We start from the raw sequence: 24,911 nt of genomic DNA on the forward strand, positions 1-24,911 counted from the left end.
GGGGCCGGGATTGGGGATTGGAGATTCGGGATTAGCTAACAGCGCGAATCGTGACCGGCCGCGGTAATGGCGTGCCGCGGATGCAGTGTGTCCGAAAGTTGGCGGATTCGCTCTTCATCTCTAATCCCGAATCCCCAATCCCGGCTTGTCATAAAGCAAATCCCACACCCCATGCCCCAGATTCTGGCCACGGGTCTCGAAGTGGGTCTGCGGGCGCCAGTCCGGGCGTGGCACGTGGCCGCGGGGGCCGGCGCGGTTGACCAGGCCGGGGGTGGCGTCGAGCACGTCCCACATCTGCTCGGCGTAGTCGGCCCAGTCGGTGGCGCAGTGCAGGCGGCCGCCGTCGCGCAGCTTGCGTACCAGCAGCGCGGCGAAGGCCGGCTGCAGCAGGCGCCGCTTGTTGTGGCGCTTCTTGTGCCAGGGGTCGGGGAAGTAGATGCGCACTTCGTCCAGGCTGCCGTCGGCGATCTCGTGCTGCAGCACCTCCACCGCATCGTGGTGGTACAGGCGCACGTGATCGGCGCCGTCCTCGGCCAGGGCGTTGAGCAGGCGGCCCACGCCCGGCGCGTGCACTTCGATGCCGATGTAGTCGCGGCTGGGGTCGTGCTGTGCGGCATGGCGCAAGGCGGCGCCGTTGCCGAAGCCGATCTCCAGCACCTTGGGCGCGGTGCGGCCGAAGGTGGCATCCAGGTCGCGCGGCTGGCCGTGATAGTCCAGGCCGAAGCGCGGCCACAGCGCGTCGAACGCGCGCTGCTGGGCCGGGGTGAAGCGGCCCTGGCGCAGCACGAAGCTGCGCACCTGGCGATGGCCTTCCTCGACGGTGAAGGGTTTCGGCGGGGTCTTGGCGCCGGCGCTGGAGAACGGATCGGTCATGCCTGCGGCCTCACCCGATCAGTCCGTCGACCGGCGAGGAGGCGCTGGCGTAGCGCTTGCGCGGGATGCGCCCTGCCAGGAACGCCTCGCGGCCGGCCTCCACCGCCTTGCGCATGGCGCTTGCCATCAGCACGGGGTTGCGCGCGCCGGCGATGGCGGTGTTCATCAGCACGCCGTCGCAGCCGAGCTCCATCGCGATCGCCGCGTCCGAGGCGGTGCCGACGCCAGCGTCGACGATGATCGGCACCTTGGCGTTGTCGATGATCTCCAGCAGGTTGTAGCGGTTCTGGATGCCCAGGCCGGAGCCGATCGGCGCGGCCAGCGGCATCACCGCCACGCAGCCGATCTCTTCCAGGCGCTTGGCCAGGATCGGGTCGTCGCTGGTATAGACCATCACCTCGAAGCCATCGGCGACCAGGATTTCCGCGGCCTTGAGGGTCTGCACCACGTCCGGGAACAGGGTGCGCTGGTCGCCCAGCACTTCCAGCTTGGTCAGGTTGTGGCCGTCGAGCAGTTCGCGCGCCAGCCGGCAGGTGCGCACCGCGTCCTCGGCGGTGTAGCAGCCGGCGGTGTTGGGCAGAATGGTGTACTGCTCCGGCGGCAGCACGTCGAGCAGGTTGGGCTCGCCCGGATTCTGGCCGATGTTGCTGCGGCGAATCGCCACGGTGACGATCTGCGCGGCGGCGGCCTCGGTGGCCAGGCGGGTCTGTTCGAGATCGGCGAACTTGCCGGTGCCGGTGAGCAGGCGCGAACGGTAGGGTTTGCCGGCGATCACCAGCGCATCGTGGGGGGCGGGAGCGTTCATCGGCGGATTATCGCCCATCGCACCGGCCCTGCCGAGTCCGCGCACCTGCGCGCGGCGGCGCGATTCAGCCGCCGCCCAGCGCGTGCACGATCTCGACCCGGTCGCCAGCATGCAGCTCGTGGTCGGCATGCGCGCCGCGCGGCACGATCTCGCCGTTGACCTCGACCGCCACGCGCCGCTGGCCCAGCCCTTCGGCCTGCAGCAGCGCGGCCACGGTGGTGGCCGGCGCCAGCGTGCATTGTCTGCCGTTCAATTCGATGTTCATGCCATCATTGTGCAATGCGCGCCGTGGGCGCGCGAGTCGCAATCTTGCGGCAGTGCAACGTGAGCGTGTCCGGCAGAGGTGGAATGATGTCGGCCATGCGGCTACGTATGGTGCGGCCGCTCCCCCGTTTCGCTGCATTTCTCGTGTTCCATTTCTGCCCGGGAGGGCTTCCATGACTTCGTCCATCCGTCCGCTCCGTTCGCTGCTCGCCGCCGCGATCGTGCTCGCCGCCGCGCCTGCGTTCGCGCAGTCCACCTACAGCCGCACCGTGTTCTTCGGCGACAGCCTGACCGACGCCGGCTACTACCGTCCGCTGCTGCCGGCCTCGGTGCGTGCGGTGACCGGCCAGTTCACCACCAACCCCGACTTCGTCTGGGCGCAGTACGTGGCCGAGTACTACGGCACCAACGCCGCCGCCAACGGCAACGGCCAGATCGGCGACGACTATGCCGCCGGCAATGCCCGTGTCGGCGTGGCCAACCCGAGCGCGCTGGGCGTGGCGCCGTCGCTGGCCACCCAGGCCAGCAACTACCTGGCCGCCAACGGCGGCAAGGCCGATCCGAACGCGCTGTATTCGGTGTGGGGCGGTGCCAACGACCTGTTCGCCATCGCCGGCGGTGCGCCGGTGCAGGCCACCATCGGCAATGCCGTGACTGCCGAAGTGGGCATCGTCGCCAGCCTGCAGAACGCCGGCGCGCGCTACGTCATGGTCAACAACCTGCCCGACGTCGGCATCACCCCGCGCTTCCGCGCCGGCGGCGCCGCGGCGATGGCGCAGGGCACCGCGCTCGCCACCGCCTACAACACCGCGCTGTTCTCCGGCCTCAAGAGCGCCGGGCTGCGGGTGATCCCGGTCGATACCTTCCACCTGCTGCAGGAAGTGGTGGCCAACCCGGGCGCCTACGGCTTCACCAACGTCACCGGCACCGCCTGCCAGCCGCAGATCACCGCCCAGTCGCTGACCTGCAACCCGACCAGCTACGTCAGCGCCGATGCCGCCGACACCTACGTGTTCGCCGACGGCGTGCACCCGACCGGCCGCACCCACGAACTGCTGGCGCAGTACGCGCTGTCGATCCTGGAAGGCCCGCGCACCCAGCAGATCCTGACGCACTCGGCGCAGATGGTCGGCCGCTCGCGCGCCGACCAGGTCGCCTGGCACGTCGACGGCCGCCCGGACGCGGATGGCGTGCGCTGGTGGGGCAACCTGCGCGGCGACATGCAGCGCTACCAGCACGGCGACCTGTACGACGGCATGGCCCCGGCCGGCCTGTTCGGCGTGGACTGGTCGCGCGGCGAGTGGGTGTTCGGCGGCTTCGGCGGCTTCGGTCGCACCGATGCCGACTTCGGTAACCGCGGCGGCGACTACACCCAGGACGACAGCACCCTCGGCGGCTTCGCCGGCTGGTACGGCGAGCATGCCTGGGTCAACGCCCAGGTCAGCTACACCTGGCTGAGCTACGACGTCACCCGCAAGGTCAACCTCGGCCCGGCCACCATCGAGCACAAGGGCTCGCCGGACGGCAGCAACCTGACCGCGGCGCTGCAGGGCGGCTACGAGTTCGGCGAAGGCAGCTTCAAGCACGGCCCGGTGGCCGCGGCGATCTGGCAGAAGGTCAAGCTCGACGGCTACACCGAGAGCAACCCGAACTCCAGCGCGCTGGGCTACAGCGACCGCGACGTCGAGTCGATGGTCGGCCGCATCGGCTGGAAGGCCAGCATCGATGCCGGCACGGTGAAGCCGTACCTGCAGGCCACCTACGACCACGAGTTCAAGAAGAACCAGGAAGCCACCGCGTGGCTGCAGACCATGTCCGACCTGGGCGAGTACGCCGTGCCGGGCATCAACTTCGACCGCAACTACGCGTCGGTGGTGCTGGGCGCGCGGACCAAGCTGTGGGGCTTCGAGAGCAACGTCGGCCTCGCCACCACCACCGGCCAGTCGCGCGCACACGACACCTCGCTGTTCGTGAACTTCGGCGGCAGCTTCTAAGCACCACCCGGGTTTGCCCACCTTGCCCGGCTGCGTGCCGGGCGGGGTAGGGCAGACAGGGTGACGTAAACCAACGGCATTGGATGCCAGTTGTGGGAGGGGCTTCAGCCCCGACGCCTCGGAGTTCGAGCCGTCGGGACTGAAGCCCTTCTGCATTTCCAGGGCAAGCTGCTGGGAGTGCCGGGATCGCCCGCGCGCTGCAGCCGCATTGCGCCGATTTCTTGCGCAACCCCCGGCCCAGCGCATAGACTGCACCGGCAATGCGGGCGTAGCTCAATGGTAGAGCTGTAGCTTCCCAAGCTACTGACGTGGGTTCGATTCCCATCGCCCGCTCCACGATTCCAACTCAGTCTGCAAGTGATTGACTGGGTTGAAGATTCAGGCCGATTGATGATTCCGAGCGATGCCCTCCGAGGTATCAGTCGAGGTATCAATCTTGCCCAAGCCTCTGATGATTTCGCGCTCGGCTGGCCTGTATGCGCGCTTCTTTGTTCCCGCTGATCTGCAGCCCATAGTCGGCGCGCGCTACGTCTTTTCGACCAAGGCGGGTATCTTGGAACCATCCCAAGTTAGTGGCTTGATTTTCTATAGGGCGGGCTTGGCAGACTATCGCGTGGGTCGAGAAGATCGCGCCTTGAGGGACATGAAAGACGTCTCGCCTTGGTGCGTCTTGACCACATTCGGAAATCGGTTGTCTCCGGCAAGGCAAGAGTGAACTTCATTTTGCAAATTTCAAGCGAGAATATGAATCTGGCCTCGATAGACGAGATTTTCGTCGATCGGGGGTTTTCAAGTATCCAGGGCGAGATGTCTCTGGTGACCGCAGTTTTTGGGTCTGATAGCTATCAAAAGTTCATCAAAAATCAGTCCTTTCCAGAATTCTTTGTTGCCGCTAAGGAGCGTGAGGGTGAGCTTGGCGTCCGACTCGCGGAGTGGAACGCCACCTCTCGAGAAGAGGTTAGTAAGGCCATTGAGCTTATCTTGGATGATCCTATTCTCGATTTCTTGCGAAAGCGTGATTTGCTCGTGCGGTTCTTTCCTGAGCAACTCGGACAGATGCTCTCTGCGCATCTGCCGGCATATCAAGAAAGCGTCGAGCAGGAGGTTGAAAATCTCTGCATCGTCACGCGTGGAGCGGCCATCGATTTGAAGGGGGGCGAAGCGATTGTTGCGCGGAAGCAAATATTTAATGAAGTCGCAAGAGGCGCGTTTGCGAAAATTGGGCTATCTGTTGCTGGCGAAAAGGGTGGGCTGCTTCACTTTTCTGGGGTAGGAGGCGATGGCGCCAAGATTTCGGCGCAGATGGAGCCTTCATCCCTCACTAGAATATACTTGACGTATATGTGGCCGACCATTCGATACTGGCCTTTGATGTATTTTAGCTTGGTCGTCAAGAAGAGAGTGAAGGGCGAGAAGAAAGCGGCGACCATGATGCCGCCCGACGTCCAGTCACTGGCAGCGCTGCGCCTGGGCAAATACGAAGACAGTCACTCGTTAGAGATTGCTGTGCGCGCTTTGGCACTATGGGTCGAATTGGAATTTTTCGGTGGCCCAGCCAAAAAGAACTGTTGAAATGATCAGAACTTTGAACCTTTCCCGGTGTCTGGTTGCGCTCCGCTCAGAGCAGGCCTTCGCGGTCGCCTGCACGACAGTGCCTTCCAAGGCCGCAAACAAGCGCATTGGACGGCACTAGGCACCAAGCCCGAGCGTGTGATGGGTTTCGTTGAGGCGATGGAGGGTGAAGTCATCTTCTGCGATCACGATTTCATTCACGCAGCACGGCTCTTGCCTGATTCGCCAATAGCGCCTCAGCGGAAGTCCAAGGCATTGCAGCAGAAGCACCCGATTGATGCTGTCGTGGCCGACGAGAACCACGGTCTGGCCGCTGTGATGGTGCAGGATGTTCTGTAGAACCCGCGTGGCGCGAACCAGAACATCTGCCAGCGTCTCGCCTCCCGGAATCACCGCGAGGTCCGGCATGGCAAACCAGGTCCTTGCGATGTCGGGCCAGCGCGCAGCCACCTCTTCGTGCGTCAGTCCCTGCCACTGGCCGTAATCGATGTCGGACAGGTCGTCCAGGGTCGTGGTCGGCACGCCGGTCGCTTGCGCGATTGCCGCACCGGTCCGCACGCACCGCGACAGCGGACTGGTGTAGATCGCGTGCGGTGTCCAGCTTTGCGCAACGCGCGTCGCCAAGGTTGCGGCCTGCAGTTCGCCAAGCTGCGATAGCGGCAGTTCCGCACGCCCGCGGAACCGCTCGGGTGCAATCCAGTCGACATGCCCATGGCGGGCGAGGATCAGGGTGGTCATGGCCCCTTTCTCTCATTGTCTTGTCGAACCAGCGCTGAGCGGTCGCGAGCCAGCCGAGACAGCCGCCGGCGCACTGTCAAACCCGCTTCATCGACCAGCGCTAGGCTGGCCGACGCCTGAGCGTTCGCTCGTTGCCGGTGTTGCTTCCCGTGGTCGATCACAGCCGTCGTCGTTTTCTCACCCGCACGTCCATGGCCCTGGGGGCCGGTGCGGCCATGCCGCTGTTGCCGGGCGTCATCCGCAGTGCGCTGGCGGTGCCGCCGGCGCGGGTCACCGGCACGCTGCAGGACGTGCAGCACGTGGTGATCCTGATGCAGGAGAACCGCTCCTTCGATCATTACTTCGGCTGCCTGCGCGGGGTGCGCGGCTATGGCGATCCGCGGCCGCTGCGGCTGCCCAGCGGCAAGCCGGTCTGGTACCAACCCGAGCGCAAGGGCAGCGATCGTTATGTGCTGCCGTTCCGGCTCAACAGCCAGATCAGCAGCGCGCAGTGGATGAAGGATCTCAACCACGACTGGAAGGGCTCGCACGAGACCTGGAAGCATCACGATGCCTGGATCGCACAGAAGAGCGCGATGAGCATGGGCCACTTCCAGCGCGAGGACCTGCCGTTCTACTACGCGCTGGCCGACGCCTTCACCCTTTGCGACGGCTACCACGCCTCGCTGTTCGGCCCGACCAATCCCAATCGCATGTACATGTTCACCGGCACCAGCGGCCTGAGCGTCGGCAACGATGGCGAGCAGGCGGTGAACAACCGCGACGACGGCAACTGGACCGCGGACATGGCGCGCGACAATCCGCGCTTTCCCGGCTACACCTGGAGCACCTACTCCGAGCGCCTGCAGCAGGCCGGCATCAGTTGGCAGGTCTATCAGGAGTTCGACAACTACGGCGACAACAGCCATCCGTACTTCGCCAACTTTCGCAAGCTGGACCGCGCGTCGCCGTTGTATCGCCGCGGCCGCGCCATCGTGCCCGGCTCCACCGCCGACAATGCCAAGGCTTCGCGCGGCGAACACCTGGTGGCTGCGTTCGCGCGCGACGTGCGCGCCGGTACGCTGCCGCAGGTGTCGTGGATCGTCGCGCCGTACCTGCTCAGCGAGCATCCCGAGGCCACCCCGGCCTATGGCGAATCCTTGAGCGCGCGCCTGCTGGAGGTGCTGGCCGCGTCGCCGGAGGTCTGGTCGAAAACCGTGTTCCTGATCAACTACGACGAGAACGACGGCTTCTTCGACCACGTGCCGCCGGCGTTGCCGGCGATCCGGCCGGAACTGGGCGCCAGCAACGTGGACCTGCATGGCGAGGACTATCACGGCGTGCCGGTTGGGCTGGGGCCGCGGGTGCCGATGCTGGTGGTGTCGCCGTGGAGCCGCGGCGGCTGGGTGAACTCGCAGGTGTTCGACCACACCTCGGTGCTGCGCTTCCTGGAGCAGCGTTTTGGCGTGATGGAGCCGAACATCAATCCCTGGCGCCGCGCGGTTGCCGGCGATCTGACCTCCACGCTGGACTTCGTCGGCCACGATCCGGCGCCGGTGGCGTTGCCGGACACACGCGACTACATCGCGCGCATCGATGCCACCGCGACGCTGCCGCCGCCACAGCGCCCTGCCCAGCAGACGCTGCCGGTGCAGGAGCCCGGGCAGCGCCCGGCGCGTGCGCTGCCCTACGACTTCGACGTGCGGCTGCAGGTGCAGGCGGATGCGCGCGTGTTGCGCATGCGCAACCGCGGCGCCGCCGGCGTGGCGCTCAATGCCTATGCCGACGAGGGTGTGGCCGGGCCCTGGTTCTACACGCTGACTGCCGGCAGCGAGCTGCAGGATGCGCGCCCGTGGCGCGGCGCTGCCGCCGATGCCGGCTATGCGCTGCGCGTGCATGGCCCCAATGGTTTCCTGCGCGAGTTCCATGGCGATGGGATCGGCGATGCCGGTCTGCAGGCCGAGGCCGACTACGATGCCGCCACGCAATGCCTGCTGCTGACGCTGGTCAATGCCGGTGAGCAGCCGTGCGCGCTGCGTGTGCGCGACGGGTATCGCGGCGATGGTGGCGAGCAGGCGATCACGCTCGCTGCCGGTGATCGCACCGTCCTGCGTCTGCCGTTGCAGGCGCAGCACCACTGGTATGACCTGACCATCGACAGCGCGACGTTCCCGCAGTGGCGGCGGCGCCTGGCCGGGCACATCGAGACCGGCCGGCCGAGCATGAGCGATCCGGCGATCGGCCGCGCGGTAGACGCGTAGAGATCGCGGCGTTCCGGCATGGGTGCACGATTTCTAGTTGTATCCGGTCGCGGCTGAAGCCGCTCCTACGGGCCAGGCGGCTGTCGTAGGAGCGGCTTCAGCCGCGACCGCTTCGAACGCATGCGATCCGAAACGCCTGACCACACTGTCAGTCACCTATCGCACAACACGCATTTGCCTAATCCCAAAACGCAAACGCCGCCGCTGCATGAGCAGCGGCGGCGCGTGATGTCTTCCCTGACGGTGTCGCGTCGGCTCAGAACTTGCCGCTGAAGGTGACGAAGAACTGGCGCGGCGCACCGGCCATCAGCGTCTGGTTGTAGCCGTTGGGGTCGGAGACGACGTAGCCGTTGGTGCCGACGGTGGCGAAGTAGCGCTTGTCGAACAGGTTGGTGACGTTCGCGCTCAGGCCCAGGTTCTGGAACATGCCGACCTGGCCGAAGTCGTAGCCGGCGCTGAGGTCGAAGCGCCAGTAGCTGGGTACCGACGAATCGTTGAGGTAGCTGATGTAGCGGCGGCCGGTGTACTTGCCGTCCAGCGAGGCGTGCCAGCCGGCGTTCTCGTAGGCCAGGCTGCTGGAGAACATCCACTCGGGGATGCCGACCACGCGCTTGCCGGAGGTGGCCACCACACCGCCGTTGAGGTAGTCGTCCTGGTAGGTCGAGTCGTCATAGGACAGCGAGTTCAGCCAGCGCAGCTGTTCGATCGGACGCCAGATCACCGCCAGGTCGGCACCCTGGCTACGCACCGAACCGACGTTGTTGAGCGTGGCCGAGCAGGTCTGGATCGCGCTGCACGGCGAGGTCACCAGCAGGCGGTCGTCGAAGGTGGTGTGGTACAGCGCCAGCGACGCTTCCACGCCGGCGCCGCGCACGCGGTAGCCCAGCTCGTAGGTCTGCGCCGTCTCCGGCTCAAGCGAGCCCTTGATCGCATTGAACGCGGCCTGCGATTCCTGGAACGGGGTGAAGCCGAAACCGGCCATGTTCTTGTTGTAGGAGGCGTAGACCTCCTGGTGATCGTCGATCTTGTAGTTGATGCCGACCTGCGGCAGCAGGTCCGAGTCGGCCTTGATCTCGCCGGCGGCATTGGAGGCGGACGGCACCTGCGACTGCGCGGTGGTGTCGACGATCAGCTTCTTGGCGCCGAAGTTCAGGGTCAGGCGCTCGTCGAGCAGGCGCAGCGTGTCCTGCGCGTAGACCATGGTGGTGTCGGTGTCGTAGTGCTGGGCGAAGCCGCGCGCGAACAGGGTGCCGTTCTTGTTGAAGTAGTACAGATCGGTGAACGGGCCATCGAGCAGGAAGTAGTTGCGCTCCTGCACGGTCTTGGCGTTCTGGTACCAGCCGCCGATCTCGATCTCGTTGCCGGCCACGGTGAAGTTCAGCGAGCCGGTGACGCCATGGCGGTTGAGGCGGTAGTCGGTGGTGCGCATCGACAGCGGCACGCTGGCCGAGGACGGCGCGTACGGCGTGGTCCACTGGCCCTCGCCGTTGTTGTCGTGGTAGTAGCCGGTCAGGTTCAGCGTGGCGCTGCCGCCGAGGTTGAACACGCCGCTGAGCGCGGCCAGGTTGTCGCGGCGCAGGCCGGCGCCGGAGTAGTAGGACGCATCGGCCTTGCCGTAGTCGGCGGGCAGGCCGTTGAGGCTGGCCGGGTAGCTGCCCTTGCCGTTGAGCGCGTTGGCGATCTGCACCGCGCTGTTCCAGTCCGGCATCAGGTAATCCCAATCCCAGCCGAGGACCCGCTGCGAGGTCAGCGACAGGTCCATGATGTCGTATTCCTTGCGGTGCGAGCTGTCCAGGTACAGGCTGACCCGGTTGCCGTCGCCCCACTGGTACAGCGCCTTGGCATTGGCCTGGTTGTACTCGTTGTTGCCGTAGCCCTTCCACTTGTCCATTTCGCCGTGCACCAGCGAGGTGTACAGCGAGAAGCCGTGGATGTCGCCGGTGTCGCCGCGCAGGTAGGTGCGGCGGGTGCTGTCGGAGCCGAGGGTCTGGCTGAAGCGGAAGCCGGCGTCGGCATCCGGATCGGCGGAGTAGTAGCGCACGGTGCCGCCGAGGTTGCTGCTCGACGGCGTGCCGAGCCCGCCGGCGCCCTGCGCCAGTTCCACCGAGGCCACGTTCTCGGAAATGATCGCGCGGGTCACCTGCAGGCCGTCGCTGACGCTGTAGCTCATGTTGCCCAGCGGCACGCCGTCCAGGGTGAAGCCGAGCCGGCTCTGGTCGAAACCGTGCAGGCTGATCGCGGTGGACCATTCGTAGGCGCCGAACGGGTCGGCCGACTGGAACTGCACGCCGGGCAGCTTGTCCAGCACCTTCAGTGCGCTGGTGCCGGGGGCGGCGATTCCGATGTCCTCACGGGTGATGCGCTGCACCTGGCGGGTGGTGCCGCTGGACACGACGGTGATCGCGTCGAGCATGGTGGCATCGTTGCCGCTCGCGCTGGCCGCCGCATCGGCGGTTGCGGTGGCGGCGGCCGGCGCGGTCTCGGCCAGCGCGGCGAAGGCCGGCAGGGCGGACGCGACGGCGAGCACCAGCGCGTGCGGGCGCAAGGATCTGGAAGTGGGGGTCATCGAAAGTCACCAATCAAGAGGGGGAGACGTTCCGGTCCTGCCGCGCGGGGCGCGGGCAGCCGGCACCGGGCCGGTACGCGGCCCGCCCGCCACGATGCAACGGTTTTGTGAACGTTTCGGGGCGGTCCGGTGTCGGCTGTGGGACAGCGCGCGGACGGTGGGTGATGGCGATCACCGCGCATCCTGGCCGCGCGGTGGGTCGGCGGTTACGACGACGCGCGGCATCGCGGCGCCGGTGGCGCGACGTATGATGCCGGGCCTGCCACCGCCGCCGCCTTCGATGAAGCTCGCCATCCTGTCCCGCAATACCAAGCTGTACTCGACCCGGCGCCTGGTCGAGGCCGGCCGCGAACGCGGGCACACGGTGCGCGTGCTCGACCCGCTGCGCTGCTACATGCGCATCGCCGCCGGCGCTTTCACCATGCATTACAAGGGCAAGCCGATCACCGGCTACGACGCGGTGATCCCGCGCATCGGCACTTCGGTGACCCGCTACGGCACCGCGGTGCTGCGGCAACTGGAGATGATGGGGGTCTGCACGCCCAACCCGTCCGACGCGATCCTGCGCGCTCGCGACAAGCTGCGTGCGCACCAGCTGCTGGCGGCCAAGGGCATCGACATGCCGATGACCGTGTTCGGCGACAACCCGGACGACACCGGCGATCTGCTGTCCATGCTCGGCCCGCCGCCGCACGTGGTGAAGTTGAACGAGGGCACCCAGGGCACCGGGGTGATCCTGACCGAGAAGGCCAGCGCCTCGCGCGGCGTGGTCGAGGCGCTGCGCGGGCTGTATGCCAATTTCCTGGTGCAGGAGTTCATCGGCGAGGCCGAGGGCGCCGACCTGCGCTGCTTCGTGGTCGGCAACCAGGTGGTGGCGGCGATGCGCCGCACCGCGCCGGAGGGCGACTTCCGCTCCAACCTGCATCTGGGCGGCACCGCCGAGAAGACCGCGGCCAGCCGCGGCGAGCAGGAGGTGGCGGTACGCTCGGCCAAGGCGCTGGGCCTGGGTGTGGCCGGCGTCGATCTGATTCGCTCCAAGCGCGGGCCGCTGGTACTGGAGGTCAACTCCACGCCGGGCCTGGAAGGCATCGAGACGGTCTGTGGGCTGGATATCGCCGGCAAGGTCATCGAGCACCTCGAAGCTTGCCTGAAACGAAAGAAATCAGGGGCTTAGTCGCATTACTGGCCGTTCGTTCTGGCTTAACACCGGTTTAATTCCGCCCTGCGTAAGCTTCTTCGGACCGCAGCTCTGCCCTCCTCAGCAGGAACGGTAATCGGGATAGAAAAACTTTCGGCCCAGGCAGCCCCGCTGCCTGGGTCTTTTTCTTGGGCAATCGCCCACCAGGCTTCTCTCGCGGCCCGCTTGCCGCGGTGTTTCAGCGGGGGCTACATTGCGGGGTGGGTCTAATCTGCGAGGGGAAGGGGATGAAACGATCGATGGCCTTGGTGCTGGGCATGCTCCTGGCGTGCACGGCGATGGCGGCGCCCAAAGGTGAGGCGCCCATGAACGTGAAGAAAGCGTTCGCGCAGCAACTCAGTACAATCCGGCAGCAATTGAACGACGGCAAGACCTATTCCGAAATCAATGCTGACGATCGCAGCAAGGTCGAGGCTGCATTGACGCGGATGGCTGCGATACTCGACGCCCACCAGGACGTGGAGACCTTGAAGGAAGAGCAGAAGGTCGCATTGTTCAACGATCAGGAAATGGTGAATACGCTGCTGACGAAAGCGGCAGCGGACAGCCGGATGGTGTGCAGGCGCGAGGCCGTGACCGGCTCGTTGCGCACGACCACGCAATGCAGGACCGTGGCGGAACGCCGCCGCGACAACGAGGATGCGCAGGAACTGATGCGGCGCAATCCAACTGGCAAGTACGACTGACGGGGTAAATGTTGGTGCGAATTCTAGTGATCGAAGACAACAGCGACATCGCTGCCAATCTCGGCGACTACCTCGAGGATCGCGGTCATACCGTCGATTTCGCCGCCGATGGCGTCACCGGTCTGCACCTGGCGGTGGTGCACGAGTTCGATGCGATCGTGCTCGATCTCAATCTGCCCGGCATGGACGGCATCGAGGTCTGCCGCAAGCTGCGCAACGAGGCGCGCAAGCAGACGCCGGTGTTGATGCTCACGGCGCGCGATTCGCTGGACAACAAGCTCGCCGGCTTCGATTCCGGCGCCGACGACTACCTGATCAAGCCGTTCGCGCTGCAGGAAGTGGAAGTGCGGCTCAACGCGCTGTCGCGTCGCGGCAAGGGCGTGCACACCCGGGTGCTGGAGACCGGCGATCTGGAATACAACCTGGATACGCTGGAAGTGCGCCGCCAGGGCAAGCTGCTGCAGCTCAATCCCACCGCGCTGAAGATCCTGCAGGCGCTGATGGAAGCCGCGCCGGCGGTGGTGACCCGGCAGGAACTGGAAACCCGCGTCTGGGGCGAGGAACTGCCCGATTCCGATTCCCTGCGCGTGCATATCCATGGCCTGCGCGCGGTGGTGGACAAGCCGTTCGACGTGCCGATGATCCAGACCCGCCACGGCATCGGCTACCGCATCGCCGCCCCCGATGCCTGAAGCACCGGCGTTGCCGCGTGCGGTGCGGCGGCGCGGACGCTACCGCCGCCGCCTCCGCAGCCGCATCATCCTCTCGTTCGTGCTGTTGGGCTTCGGCCTGACCGCACTGTTCGCGTTCGCCACCAACTGGGCGCGGGCACGCGTGGAGAACCAGCTGGTCGAGGTGGTGCTGAACCGCAACATCGACGAGTACTCGCACCGGTTCTTCTCCGATCCGTCGAAGAACCCGGACCTGCCTGTGCAGCAGATGGTCGGCCGGGTGGTGAAGAGCGACCGCTTCGAGGCGCTGCGGCGCGAGCAGCCGGAGTGGTACAACTTCTCCGACGGCATCCACAACGTGTCCGGTCGCGACGAAACCGGCAAGCCGTTCTCCTACAAGGTGGCGGTGCGCAAGACCCCGAACGTCTGGTTCTTCCTCGCCTATGACATGACCCAGACCATGCAGGGCGAGGTGCAGCTCAAGCGCACCCTGATCCTGTCGGTGCTGGTGTTCAGCGCGTTGTCGCTGGTGATCGGCTGGTGGTCGGCGTCGCGGGTGATGCGGCCGGTGTCGGACCTGGCTGCCCGCTTGCGCGCCTATCGCGGCAGCAGCGATCCCAAGCCGCTGGCGCCGCACTTTCCCGACGACGAGGTCGGCCAGTTGGCCGAGGCGCTGGACGACTATTCGGCGCGCCTGACCGAAGTGGTGCAGCGCGACCGCGAGTTCAATGCCGACGTCAGCCATGAACTGCGCACGCCGCTGGCGGTGATCCGCGGCGCCACCGAGCTGCTGCTGACCCGACCCAATCTCGACGAGAAAGTGCTGCAGCGCCTGCAGCGCATCCAGCGCGCCGAACAGCAGTGCAGCGACTTGATCGGGTCGCTGCTGCTGCTGTCGCGCAACGAGCGCGGGCAGGGACACAGCAACGTCGCCAAGGTGGCCGAGCAGTTGATCGAGTCGCATCGCGCGCAACTGGGCGGCAAGCCGCTGCAGTTGCTGTTGGAGGGCGAGCGTAACCTCACCATCGATGCCCCGGAAGCGGCGCTGTCGGTGGCGCTGGGCAATCTGATCGGCAATGCGGTCAAGTACACCCAGGAAGGTCAGGTGGTGGTGCGGGTGCTGAGCGACGCGGTGCAGGTGATCGATTCCGGCCCGGGTCTGAGCGAGGAGGACGCGGCCAAGCTGTTCCAGCGCGGTTATCGCGGCACCCACGCCGGCCATTCCCAGGGCGGCGGCATCGGCCTGTCGATCGTCAGCCGCCTCTGCGATCTCTATGGCTGGCAGGTCAACGTGCGTCCGGGCGCCACCAAGGGCGTGGTGGCGACGCTGTGGTTCAAGCCGGCCTGAGGCTGGCGCCGACGCTTCGGCCATCACTTGGAGCGGCTTCAGCCGCGACCGGGCGTTCCCGGTAAGGATTGATCGCGGCTGATCCCAGAGGGAACAAGGGCGACGACCTACAAAGACGCTGACGCCTTTGCCGCAGCCAGCGCACGGTACTGCGTGTCCAGCTTCTCCACCGCTTCCTGCAGTGCCGTCGCGGCGCCGTCGTTGACCACCACGTCGTCGGCGATGGCCAGACGCTCTGCGGGGGTGGCCTGGGCCGCCAACATGCGCTGCGCCAGGTCGGCGGTGATGCCGTCGCGTTGCATCAGGCGTGCACGCTGCAGCGCCTCCGGGGCGTCGATCACCAGGATCCGGTCGAGCCAGGGATAGGCGGTGCGTGCACCGACCTCGGTCAACAAGGGGATGGCGGCGATCGCGTAGGGTCCGGCGGCCGCGCGACACTGTTCCTGCAGCAACCGGCGAATGGCCGGATGGGTGATCGCTTCCAGGTTGCGGCGTGCCGTTGCGTCCTCGAAGATCCGCTGGCGCAAGGCGGCGCGGTCGAGTTGTCCATCGTCCTGCAGGATCTGCGGCCCGAACCGCGCCACGATCTGTGCCAGGGCCGGATGGCCGGGCGCGACCACCGCACGCGCGGCGAGGTCGGCATCGGCGACGACGATGCCCTTGGCCTCGAAGCGGCGGCTCAGTTCGCTCTTGCCGGAGGCGACGCCTCCGGTCAGGCCGACGACGAAATCAGTCAAGCCTTGGGCTCCGTCAGCGTAGTCCCGACCAGCGCATGTAGGTCTCCACGATCTCCGTGCCCCAGAAGAAGGTGATCCAGCCGGCGATCGTCAGATAGGGGCCGAACGGGATCGGCGTGGCGCGGTCGCGGCCCTTGGCCGCCAGCCACAGCGAGCCCAGGATCGCGCCGACCAGCGAGGAGATCAGGATGGTCGGCAGGATGCCCTTCAAGCCGCACCAGGCGCCGATCGCGGCCAGCAGCTTGAAATCGCCATGGCCCATGCCTTCCTTGCCGGTGATCTGCTTGAACAGCCACCACACCGACCATAGCGAGAAGTAGCCAACCGCAGCGCCGAGCAGGGCGGGTTTGGCCGGCATGTACAGGTTGTCCATGCTGCCGATCAGGCCGAGCCACATCAGCGGCAGGGTCAACTGGTCCGGCAGCAGGCGGGTACGCAGGTCGATGCCGGACAGCGCCACCAGGAAACAGCTGAACACGATCGCGCCGAAGCCCTGCCAGCCGAAGCCGAAGCGCCACACGCTGGCGACCACCAGCAGGCTGGTGAGCAGTTCCACCAGCGGGTACTGCGGCGAGATCGGCGCATGGCAGTAGCGGCACTTGCCGCGCAGCGCCAGCCAGCTGAACAGCGGGATATTCTCGAACCAGGCCAGCTTGTGCTTGCAGTGCGGACAGTGCGACGGCTCCACCACGATGCCGGGCGGCGGCGGATCGTAGATGTCCGGCAGCTCTAGGATCTCGCGCGAATCGCGCTTCCACTGCCATTCCATGCGCTTGGGCATGCGCAGGATGACCACGTTGAGGAAGCTGCCCACCAGCAGGCCGAGCCCGGCCGCGGCCGGGAAGCCCAGGCCGGGGTGTTGATCGAGAAATGCCATTAATGCTTATCCAACGACGGAGGCCAGCTTGAAGATCGGCAGGTACATGCCGATGACCATGCCGCCGACGATGGTGCCGATGAACACCATGATCAACGGCTCGATCAGGCTGCTCAAGGCATCGACCGCATTGTTCACTTCCTGCTCGAAGTATTCGGCGACCTTGAACAGCATGGCGTCCAGCGCGCCGGCTTCTTCGCCGATGGCGGTCATCTGGATGACCATGTGCGGGAACAGATTGGTCTGCTTCATCGCCACATTGACCGGGTAGCCTACCGCCACGTCGTCGCGCATGCGCAGTACAGCCGTCTCGTAGACGCTATTTCCGGTGGCGCCTGCGACGATGTCCAGGGCCTCCACCAGCGGTACGCCGGCGCGGAAGGTGACCCCCAACGTGCGCGAGAAGCGCGCCACTGAACTGTTGTGCATGATCTGACCGATGATTGGCACCTTGAGCACCAGTCGATCCATTCCATGCTGCATCGCAGGCGAGCGTTTGTAGGCGAAGATGAAGCCGCCGATGCTGCCGATCAGCCCAATCAGCATGACTAGCCAATAGGACACCATGAAGCGCGAAGCTTCCACGATCATCTGAGTGAAGGCGGGAAGCTCCGCGCCGAAACCCTTGAACACGTCCTCGAACTGCGGCACCACCCAGACCAGCAGGATGGAGCTCACGATCAGGGCCACAGCCATCACCATGGCTGGATAGAACAAGGCCTTCTTGATCTTGCCCTTCAGTGCCTCGATGTTCTCCTTATAAGTGGCGACCGTCTCCAGCACCGTCTCGAGCACGCCGGCGCCTTCGCCGGCCTTGACCAGATTGCGGTACAACTCGTCGAACTGAACCGGATGCTTGCTGACCGCTTCATAGAGCGAGGAGCCGCCCTCGATATCGGTGCGGATCTGATCGACCATCTTCTTCATCCGCGGGTTCTTGTGCCCGCTGGCGATGATTTCCAGTGCGCCCACGATCGGGACGCCCGACTTCATCATCGTCGCCATCTGGCGGCTGAAGAAGGCGATGTCCTTCGGGGTGATCTTCTTGCCTGCCGCGCCGAACAGCGGTTTGGGCTTGGGTTTGACGACCGATGGCGTGATGCCCTGGCGGCGCAGTTCTGCGCGTAACAGGTTGGCGTTCTTGGCGGTCTGCTCGCCCTTCATCTTGATGCCGCGCTTGTCGGTACCTTCCCAGACGAAGGGCATCTGTTGACTGGTATTGCGCGCGACCGACTCTTTCTTGACTGCGCTGCGAGTTGCGGACATCAGGTGGTCTCCCCCGTCCGGCCATCCCCAGGCGGACATGCCGAGCATGGTATCGGTTTCCTTGGCGTCTGGCACCCGGAGGCGCTGCATCTGCACGATCCTTCGTCCATCGATGTGACCCTGGGCGTCACTTTTTGCCGAAATTTGGCAGAGGGTCCATTCTGTCGCAAATTGCCGATTTATCTGCCTTTTGCCGCGCCTGATAGGGCATGATGCGCCACGAGGCCTGAAGCAGGATGGCGTGGGAAGTTGGCACGTATTCTGCTTGTATTACCTCGCACGTGGCGCTTCGCCGCGGCGCTCGGGGAGTAGATCCGCGGGCGAGTGCCTACATCACCACACCACTTCACATTCCATCTCTAGGGGCATGTTATGAAGAAACAGCAGGGCTTTACCCTGATCGAACTGATGATCGTGGTTGCGATCATCGCCATCCTGGCGGCCATCGCGCTGCCTATGTACCAGGACTACGTGGCCAAGTCGCAGGCCACCGCTGGTCTGGCCGAAATCACCCCGGGCAAGACGCAGTTCGAAGTCAAGAAGAACGACGGAAGCACCCTTTCCACGGCAGCTCAGATCGGGTTGCAGGCCAGCACTTCGCGTTGTGCCATTACGGTGAGCAATACCACCATTGCATGCAAGCTGAAGGGTAATGCAAGTAAGATTCAGGATAAGGTCATCACCCTGACCCGTGCTGACAGCGGTACCTGGACCTGCAGTGGCGGTGCCCTGGACGCGAAGTACAAGCCGACCGGTTGCACCTAATAGCATTAGGCACGGTTGATGGAAAAGCCCCGCTCTATGCGGGGTTTTTCTTGGGTCGAAATTGGATTTCGAATCTTCTGGAGCAACCATTCCATGAAGAAACAGCATGGTTTCTCCTTGGTGGAGCTTATGGTAGTTGTCGCCATCGTTGCTATCCTGGCCGCGATTGCGCTTCCGCTTTACCAAGGGTATGTGGCGCGTGCGCAAGTGGCGAGCGCGCTGGATGAAATCACCATCGGCAAGGTGGGCTACGAGACGCTCATCAGTCAGGGGGCGGAAGATTCGAGTTACACCAACGATCGGCTAGGGGTGCATACCGCTACCGTGCGTTGTAGCCAAATTGGCGTGTACGCTCCGTCGGGCGGTTCCGCCGTGCCTGCGATTTCCTGCAGCATGGTCGGTTCCAGGGGGGTGGACGGTGAGGTCATCAGATGGGATATGGCTAACGATGATGTGTGGAGCTGCAGCACGACCGTCGATGCACGATATGCACCCGTCGGATGTAAGGTCATCTAGTTCGTGGCGCAGAGTTGTGTCTGACGTTTCTTCGTATCGAGGTCATGCCGAGTGAAGTCGCGCTTTTTCTTTTTATGCGCTTTGTGCGCCGCGATGATGGCTTGTGCCGTCTTCATTCCGGGGGTAGGCGGTGGTTTTCTATTCGACGATTTTCAAGCGGTTGTATTGAATCCGCAGATTCATTTAGAGCACTTGACGATCGAAGGTCTTGTTGCAGCATGCAAGGCTTACGGCGGTCCCTACGGTCGGCCTGTTGCGACGCTGAGTCTGGCGTTAAGCTACTGGTTGCACGGAATGGATGCGTCGGCCTTCAAGGTCGGGAACCTTGCTATTCATTTCATCAACATCGTGCTGTTGAGCTACTTGCTGCGTAGCTTGCTTCAATTGGCTTGGCCTTCTCTCCAGGAAAAATCCAGGGATCGGTATTCTCTCGTGATCGCCTTGGCTTGGGGATTGCATCCTCTCCAAGTATCGGCGGTGCTATACGTCGTGCAGCGTATGGAGCTGCTGGGATATACGTTTACTTTTCTATCCCTTCTTGCATACGTTCATGCCAGAAATAAGCAGATCCTTGGGGGGCGATCTTGGCCGCTGTTTGTGATAAGTGGCTTGGCTTGCTTGCTCGGGCTGTTGTCCAAAGAAAATGCAGTGCAGTTGCCGCTCTATACGTTGGTATTGGAAGTGGTGCTATTGCGTTTTAAGGCGGGTCGCAGCGCTGCTTCCTCTTTTCTCAAGTTGAGCTATGCAATTGTTTTTTTTGTTGGCGTATCGGCATTTGCATGGTTTGTGTTGTCGCGCGCCGCAGATCAATTTATTGTGCGTGACTTCGGGATGTGGGAGCGCGTGATCAGTCAATTTCGCGTACTGCCTATGTATCTTTACTGGGTGATCTGGCCATCGCCAAGTAACTTGAGCTTCTATCACGATGACTTTTTGCCGTCCCAAGGATTGCTTGCTCCATGGACCACGCTTGCGGGTCTGGCGCTGTTGACATCTTTTGTCGCTTCGGCTGTTTTGGCTCGCAAACGCTTTCCGCTCATATCCCTTGCCATTCTTTTCTTCTTTGCATCGCATGCAATTACCAGTGGGCCGCTTCCTTTGGAGTTGGTTTTCGAGCATCGCAATTACTTTGCGTTGCTTTCTCCGCTTCTGGTGATCGCATCTTTTGTGCGATGGGGAGTCGAGTCGGGACAGCGCTTGGTGGTGTCTGCGCTGGTCGTAGCCTTGTTGATTGGTTTTGGCTTCGCATCTGTTTTGCGTAGCGCTATCTGGGGGAATCCTGAACTCTTCGCCAACTCAGCTACCATCGACAACAAGAATTCCGCCCGCGCTGCGTATGAGTTGGCAACAATCTACTTGCAGAAGTCGGGAGGGGACGCTAATTCGCCTTCCTACATGTTGGCAATGGCTGAATTGGAAAGAGCGGCGATGTTGCCTCGTTCGTCTCCGCTTCCGGAGCAGGCAATCATTGTGACCAAGATAAAGCTCGGGCAGCCGGTGGAATCGGAATGGTGGGTTCGTATGATAGGGAAGTTCAAGCATCAGGCCCTGAGTCCTCAGGCATTTAGTGCTTTCTATACGTTGCAAAGTGAGCGCATGGATGGTGTGGAAATACCTGACGACAAATTAAAAGAGATCAGCGAGACATATGTCGCGCGCCAGCCAAATTCTTTTGAGGCGCATATCCTGTATGCAGATTATGCCGGAAGGGTGTTGCGCAATTTTGATTTGGCCGCTCGTGAGTACTGTGTTGCGATAAAGTTGAAAAAAGATGATCCTGGCTATGGATTGCGTTTGACTTCTTCGCTCGTCAAGCAAGGGCGAATTGGTGAGGCCAAAGCTTTGTCTCCATGCGTTCTGTCGGCTCAACCTGCAGGGAACGTATCAGTTGGTCGTTAGGGAATTGCCGGGAGTTGATTTCTAGGCTTCCATGGTGCTGAGGATATGTTTCCAGCTTGATGTGATGCTTGCCTCTCCTAGATGCTGGACGTAATAGGATCGCGCTTTTCCGCCCAATTCCGATCGAAGTTGGGAATCCTCTGCTAGCGATAAGATTCCGTTCGCAATGTCCACGGCTGTTGCACGGACAGTATGGGCTGGGAGGGGGGGGCAGCCTTCGGGAAGGCTATAAAACTCCTGCGTCACGACAGGCTTACCAGCGGCAAGTGCTATATATATCTTAAAAGGCAGTACGCGGGATGCCTTGTCTCTTCCGCCGAAGACGCCTAGGCAGATGTCTGACTCAACGATATGTCGTTTGATATCATGGAGCGCCATCCAGGTGCGTAGCCATTTCACCCGGGGATGGTTCATTAGATAAGTTTCTGCTGCTTCTGCAGCTTGCCCATCTCCAATAAGTAGAAATTCGAGATTGGTGCGATCGCGTAGTAGCTCGATTGCCTGCGCGATTTTTGTCGTGCCTTGCAAGGGAACGAAGGTTCCAAAGAATAGCACTCGAATGGGCGCGTCTTTTTGCCGGCTGTGGACCATTTCCATGTCTGTAGTTATATCTTCGGGCATGGCGAGCGGCAGGGCGTGTATGCGGTGACGCTCTACGTTAAATGTTGCAGCCACGTGGTCGGCGTTTTTACTGGTATCGACGATCAATCCGGTGGCACATTTCAAAGCGCGTGATTCGAATCTGAGTGCCAGGTTCGACAGCCATCCTCCACGTGTCCCACCTAGTCCCCGATCCTGATAGATCGTGTCCCAGATCGTGATGTATGCATCACATATGCATCGTGGCCTTATGGCTCGAGGAATCCAGGAGAGTAGCCATAGTAAAAGCGCGCCTGGGTACGGAATGTAGACCATGTCGTTGCGCCGAGTGTGTGCTAATATCTTGAGAGCAGATTTCGCGTTCCGAACCGCCAGTTTGCCTAAGGCGACAGCTGCTTGCCAGCGGGGCAGTTTCGTCAGTTTCCAAAGGTGGAACTCTTCGGGAAGCCAATGGCAGAGATCCATGACCTCTATGTCCGCATTTCGAAGAATGCGCACAGTGTTCCACGCGTTGGGATAGCCGCTGCCGCGAAGTGCGGCTCCGCCCACGATCAGTCTTCGTGGGGGCGCGCCGGTACCGGGCCATGTCTTGTTTTTGCTCGATGGCGCGCGAGGGTTCACTGGATTCGGTTCTCTTCGTGCACAGAACGAGTCGTCGCTAGTGACAGCAGGAAGACAAGAATATCTCCCAGAATACTGGCAACTCTGGTCAGGAGTACGAGCAGCAGGATCTTTTCCTGATTGTGCTGGTTTTCAAGGATGAGCAGCATGATGCCTTCACGTGCGCCCAATCCTGCTGGTGCACCCGGAGCAAGGAAGCCAAGAGTCCAGGAAAGCGCGAAGGCCGCAATCGCCATGGCAAGGTCAACATCTGCTCCAAGGCTCCAGGACAGCAACCATATTCCGATTCCAACGGCCAGAAAGTTGGTCATATAGGCTGAGAGCGCAGCTAATGCGACCTTTGGTCCTGGCAAGCCGCCGGCTCGTCCAAGGATTCTCAATATCCATAGCTTGCTTCGTTCGAGTGATGCCGCGGAGAAGTCGAGGCAGAGCAGCCCAGCACCCGCAAAAGCGGCGAAAGACAGGGCATAGAGGGTCTTGGCGTGCCCGTGTGAGACGAGCGCTTGCGCTCCGTTCGGCGATAGTGCCAGTGCGGCTGTGCCCACGCAGAGGCTTGCGGCAACGGTGAGGAGTGCTTCCTGACCGGCGCTGACGACGTAGACTTTCGCGGTGATGCCTTGCTTCATGGATAGCGCGGCACGGGACACATGTTGAGCAATATTGCCTGGAATGTACTTGGCTAGTTGGGTTAGGCCGATGATGCTTGTGAGCAGAATTGCCGAATACACCTGGCCCTGTCTTACAAGTAGCTGCTTCCAGGCAAAGCCTGTCAATGGGTAGATCAGACAGTAGCAGAGGGCAGCGGCAAGGGTGGCAAACATCACTTCCCGGTTCGACAGCGCGCAGCGGATTTCCTGGATGCCAAGATGCGTCGCAGCAAACCACAGGACATAAAGCGTCAGTGCCGCCGCGACCAGCCTGGATGCCCACCGCCAAAGGGAGTTCATCGCTTCCTAGCGGCGATCAGGTAGCCACTGCCCCAGTCCGTGTTGCGCGCAAGCGATTGCATCGCCATTGCCGTGCGCAAGCCCAGACGGCCTGGCAATGACGAGATCAGCGTGGCCAGGCGAGAATAGCCTCGCCGATCGATGCCGCTGGCGTGCGTTGCTGCCATCTTTGACAGGTCACCACGCTCCTCAATCATTCTCCGATAACTGAATTCCCCAATCCATTCGGTCAGGTTTGCGGCAGGGAAGCCGTAGCATTCGAAATGTACACAGTCCAGTTGCTGAGATTCGAGCAGGCGCGTGAGGCCAACGCGATCGTACCGGCGCCAATGGCCGGCCCATTCATCACCGGCGCCCCAGCGTTGGGGATGCGCTGGTACAGATAGGACCATAGTGCCACCCGGGGCTAGCCATTGGTTCCATTCCTCCAGGGCTGCACCATCGTGCTCGATGTGCTCGAGTACGTCGAAAGCGCAGACGACCGTGAATTTTTCGGCCCAGCTTTCGTCAGCCTTTTCTTCTATCGTATGTCGTTCTTGATCGAGTGTCGCAATCGTTCTCGCTATCGCAAGTGCTGATTCTGAACTCTCCAGCCCAGTTGTCTGAAATCCGAGCCGATCGAAGTCACATAGCAGGGCGCCAGCGCCGCACCCCACTTCCAACAGATTTCCTCGCGGCAAGTCCTTTACGATATCGAGAACTCTCGCTCTCCGGAGCAAATAGCGGATGGGCGGGGTCCATCCTGCTTCGGGGGCAAAAATGCCCAGCGATGTCGAATAAATCATGGCTTCTGCTTTGGAGAGAGCGTCAATGGTCGCGGCGGTAGGTCAAATTGGTGATTTGCTCTGAGATCAGTCCGATCAAAAAAACGATTACTGCTGCGCTGAACAGCAGCGTGCTCATGTTGGTGAAGCGGTGCATCGTTGCGAACGTGTAGCCGTAGTAAGCCAGTCCAGTGACGAAGAAGGCGACGGAGACCGGAACGAACAACTTCAGTGGCGAGTACAGCGTGGCGATCTTGAAGATAATGAGCAGGAACCGGATGCCGTCTTTCAATGGCCGGATATGGCTTCCCGTCCCGACGCGCTTTGCTACCGGAATAGGGACATATGCAACGGGATAGGCGCTTCGGAAGAAGGCCATGGTGCTTGTGGTGGGGTAGCTGAAGCCGTTGGGAAGCAGATGCAGGAACTCGCGAAATCGTTCTGCGCGGACGGCACGGAAGCCCGAGGTGAGATCCTTGACCTGGAAGCCTGTCATGCGGCTCGCCAGCCAGTTGTAGAAACGGTTGGCGAAGCCGCGATGAATGCTGGCCTGCCCGCTACGGTCACGTGCCCCAACGACCATGTCGTAACCCGCATCGAGCATCGTCAGGAGCTTGGGGATGTCTTGGGGGTCGTGTTGTCCATCCGCATCCATGAATACCAGGATGTCGCCGGTTGCTGCGCGCGCACCACGTTTGATTGCGGCGCCATTGCCCATGGAGTAGGGGCTGCCAAGTACCCGTGCGCCGTGATCTCGTGCAACTTGGGCGGTCGCATCGGTGGAACCGTCATCGACGACGATGACCTCCGCTTCCGGCAGGCAGTCGCGCAGCTTTGGCAGCGTGCGTGCCAATCCTGCGACCTCGTTCTTGGCCGGAAGAATAATGCTGATTCTGTCCATTGATCGGTCCCCTTTCCCGCTCGCTATGTTAGTCCTGGTCATCGCAGGCTTCATGCCGGCGAG

22 protein-coding genes and 1 tRNA gene are annotated in these 24,911 nt (G+C 62.8%); 11 read left to right on the forward strand and 12 right to left on the reverse strand.

Features of this window, described 5'->3' with window-relative positions; translation table 11 throughout:
* Positions 1-120: 120 nt before the first annotated feature.
* The 3 genes from trmB to thiS all read right to left on the reverse strand — a co-directional run bounded on the left by trmB (position 121) and on the right by thiS (position 1,943).
* Positions 121-873 carry a tRNA (guanosine(46)-N7)-methyltransferase TrmB gene (gene trmB, locus AC1PMG_RS05465; RefSeq protein ID WP_481110924.1) on the reverse strand — a complete coding sequence of 251 codons (753 nt, stop codon included), beginning with the start codon at positions 871-873 and terminating at the stop codon, positions 121-123.
* Positions 874-883: 10 nt separating this feature from the next.
* Positions 884-1,678, reverse strand: coding sequence for a thiazole synthase (locus AC1PMG_RS05470; protein WP_017910410.1), 795 nt, complete (start codon positions 1,676-1,678; stop codon positions 884-886).
* A 64-nt stretch (positions 1,679-1,742) separates the two neighbouring features.
* Positions 1,743-1,943, reverse strand: coding sequence for a sulfur carrier protein ThiS (thiS, locus tag AC1PMG_RS05475; RefSeq protein ID WP_342074122.1), 201 nt, complete (start codon positions 1,941-1,943; stop codon positions 1,743-1,745).
* A gap of 172 nt (positions 1,944-2,115) precedes the next feature.
* On the opposite strand from thiS, the gene AC1PMG_RS05480 reads away from it, so the two are divergent.
* The 3 genes from AC1PMG_RS05480 (at position 2,116) to AC1PMG_RS05490 (ending at position 5,508) form a co-directional block, all read left to right on the forward strand.
* On the forward strand, positions 2,116-3,936 hold the full coding sequence (locus AC1PMG_RS05480) for an autotransporter outer membrane beta-barrel domain-containing protein (RefSeq protein WP_481110925.1): 1,821 nt from the start codon (positions 2,116-2,118) through the stop codon (positions 3,934-3,936).
* 262 nt (positions 3,937-4,198) lie between these two features.
* Positions 4,199-4,272 (forward strand) — tRNA-Gly (locus tag AC1PMG_RS05485).
* A 324-nt stretch (positions 4,273-4,596) separates the two neighbouring features.
* Complete coding sequence (locus tag AC1PMG_RS05490) at positions 4,597-5,508, forward strand: hypothetical protein (RefSeq protein ID WP_481111737.1); 912 nt, start codon at positions 4,597-4,599, stop codon at positions 5,506-5,508.
* A 117-nt stretch (positions 5,509-5,625) separates the two neighbouring features.
* Here the strand turns inward: AC1PMG_RS05490 and AC1PMG_RS05495 are convergent, their stop codons facing one another.
* On the reverse strand, positions 5,626-6,246 hold the full coding sequence (locus AC1PMG_RS05495) for a histidine phosphatase family protein (protein ID WP_481110926.1): 621 nt from the start codon (positions 6,244-6,246) through the stop codon (positions 5,626-5,628).
* A gap of 191 nt (positions 6,247-6,437) precedes the next feature.
* Between AC1PMG_RS05495 and AC1PMG_RS05500 the strand changes: the two genes are divergently transcribed.
* Positions 6,438-8,486, forward strand: a complete 2,049-nt coding sequence (locus AC1PMG_RS05500) for a phosphocholine-specific phospholipase C (protein WP_481110927.1) — start codon at positions 6,438-6,440, stop codon at positions 8,484-8,486.
* 256 nt (positions 8,487-8,742) lie between these two features.
* Here AC1PMG_RS05500 and AC1PMG_RS05505 read toward each other — a convergent pair whose 3' ends face one another.
* A complete protein-coding gene (locus AC1PMG_RS05505; RefSeq protein WP_481110928.1) occupies positions 8,743-11,052 on the reverse strand; it encodes a TonB-dependent receptor family protein in 2,310 nt (769 codons plus the stop codon).
* Between the two features lie 280 nt (positions 11,053-11,332).
* On the opposite strand from AC1PMG_RS05505, the gene rimK reads away from it, so the two are divergent.
* From rimK to AC1PMG_RS05525, 4 genes are all read left to right on the forward strand, one after another.
* Positions 11,333-12,226 (forward strand): 30S ribosomal protein S6--L-glutamate ligase, encoded by an 894-nt coding sequence (rimK, locus tag AC1PMG_RS05510; RefSeq protein WP_342074118.1) that lies wholly within the window; start codon positions 11,333-11,335, stop codon positions 12,224-12,226.
* Positions 12,227-12,489: 263 nt separating this feature from the next.
* On the forward strand, positions 12,490-12,936 hold the full coding sequence (locus tag AC1PMG_RS05515; protein WP_481110929.1) for a hypothetical protein: 447 nt from the start codon (positions 12,490-12,492) through the stop codon (positions 12,934-12,936).
* Between the two features lie 14 nt (positions 12,937-12,950).
* Positions 12,951-13,628 (forward strand): response regulator transcription factor, encoded by a 678-nt coding sequence (locus AC1PMG_RS05520; RefSeq protein WP_010340533.1) that lies wholly within the window; start codon positions 12,951-12,953, stop codon positions 13,626-13,628.
* A complete protein-coding gene (locus tag AC1PMG_RS05525; protein ID WP_481110930.1) occupies positions 13,621-14,955 on the forward strand; it encodes a sensor histidine kinase in 1,335 nt (444 codons plus the stop codon). The genes AC1PMG_RS05520 and AC1PMG_RS05525 overlap by 8 nt, the downstream gene beginning before the upstream one ends.
* 107 nt (positions 14,956-15,062) lie before the next feature.
* On the opposite strand, the gene coaE is transcribed toward AC1PMG_RS05525, so the two are convergent.
* Genes coaE through AC1PMG_RS05540 form a run of 3 tightly spaced genes read right to left on the reverse strand, consistent with a single transcriptional unit; the run spans position 15,063 to position 17,835 of the window.
* Positions 15,063-15,692, reverse strand: coding sequence for a dephospho-CoA kinase (coaE, locus tag AC1PMG_RS05530; RefSeq protein WP_481110931.1), 630 nt, complete (start codon positions 15,690-15,692; stop codon positions 15,063-15,065).
* Between the two features lie 13 nt (positions 15,693-15,705).
* The gene (locus tag AC1PMG_RS05535) at positions 15,706-16,569 is read right to left on the reverse strand and encodes a prepilin peptidase (RefSeq protein ID WP_481110932.1); all 864 of its coding nucleotides are present in this window, start codon (positions 16,567-16,569) and stop codon (positions 15,706-15,708) included.
* 6 nt (positions 16,570-16,575) lie between these two features.
* The gene (locus AC1PMG_RS05540; RefSeq protein ID WP_481111614.1) at positions 16,576-17,835 is read right to left on the reverse strand and encodes a type II secretion system F family protein; all 1,260 of its coding nucleotides are present in this window, start codon (positions 17,833-17,835) and stop codon (positions 16,576-16,578) included.
* Between the two features lie 372 nt (positions 17,836-18,207).
* Between AC1PMG_RS05540 and AC1PMG_RS05545 the strand changes: the two genes are divergently transcribed.
* Genes AC1PMG_RS05545 through AC1PMG_RS05555 form a run of 3 tightly spaced genes read left to right on the forward strand, consistent with a single transcriptional unit; the run spans position 18,208 to position 21,015 of the window.
* Positions 18,208-18,600: a pilin gene (locus AC1PMG_RS05545; RefSeq protein ID WP_481110933.1), complete on the forward strand. Its 393-nt coding sequence runs from the start codon at positions 18,208-18,210 to the stop codon at positions 18,598-18,600.
* 18 nt (positions 18,601-18,618) lie between these two features.
* The gene (locus AC1PMG_RS05550) at positions 18,619-19,116 is read left to right on the forward strand and encodes a pilin (protein ID WP_481110934.1); all 498 of its coding nucleotides are present in this window, start codon (positions 18,619-18,621) and stop codon (positions 19,114-19,116) included.
* A gap of 51 nt (positions 19,117-19,167) precedes the next feature.
* Entirely contained in the window at positions 19,168-21,015 is a 1,848-nt protein-coding gene (locus AC1PMG_RS05555; protein WP_481110935.1) for a hypothetical protein, read from the forward strand.
* Between the two features lie 21 nt (positions 21,016-21,036).
* Here the strand turns inward: AC1PMG_RS05555 and AC1PMG_RS05560 are convergent, their stop codons facing one another.
* The 4 genes from AC1PMG_RS05560 to AC1PMG_RS05575 form a co-directional block, all read right to left on the reverse strand.
* Entirely contained in the window at positions 21,037-22,164 is a 1,128-nt protein-coding gene (locus tag AC1PMG_RS05560) for a glycosyltransferase (RefSeq protein WP_481110936.1), read from the reverse strand.
* A 68-nt stretch (positions 22,165-22,232) separates the two neighbouring features.
* Positions 22,233-23,183, reverse strand: coding sequence for a lysylphosphatidylglycerol synthase domain-containing protein (locus tag AC1PMG_RS05565; protein WP_481110937.1), 951 nt, complete (start codon positions 23,181-23,183; stop codon positions 22,233-22,235).
* On the reverse strand, positions 23,180-23,968 hold the full coding sequence (locus AC1PMG_RS05570; RefSeq protein ID WP_481110938.1) for a class I SAM-dependent methyltransferase: 789 nt from the start codon (positions 23,966-23,968) through the stop codon (positions 23,180-23,182). Before AC1PMG_RS05570 ends, AC1PMG_RS05565 begins: the two co-directional genes overlap by 4 nt.
* Before the next feature lie 22 nt (positions 23,969-23,990).
* Positions 23,991-24,848 (reverse strand): glycosyltransferase family 2 protein, encoded by an 858-nt coding sequence (locus tag AC1PMG_RS05575; RefSeq protein ID WP_148828470.1) that lies wholly within the window; start codon positions 24,846-24,848, stop codon positions 23,991-23,993.
* Positions 24,849-24,911 lie beyond the last annotated feature (63 nt).

The sequence above is a fragment of the Xanthomonas sp. NCPPB 2250 genome, assembly GCF_056725265.1.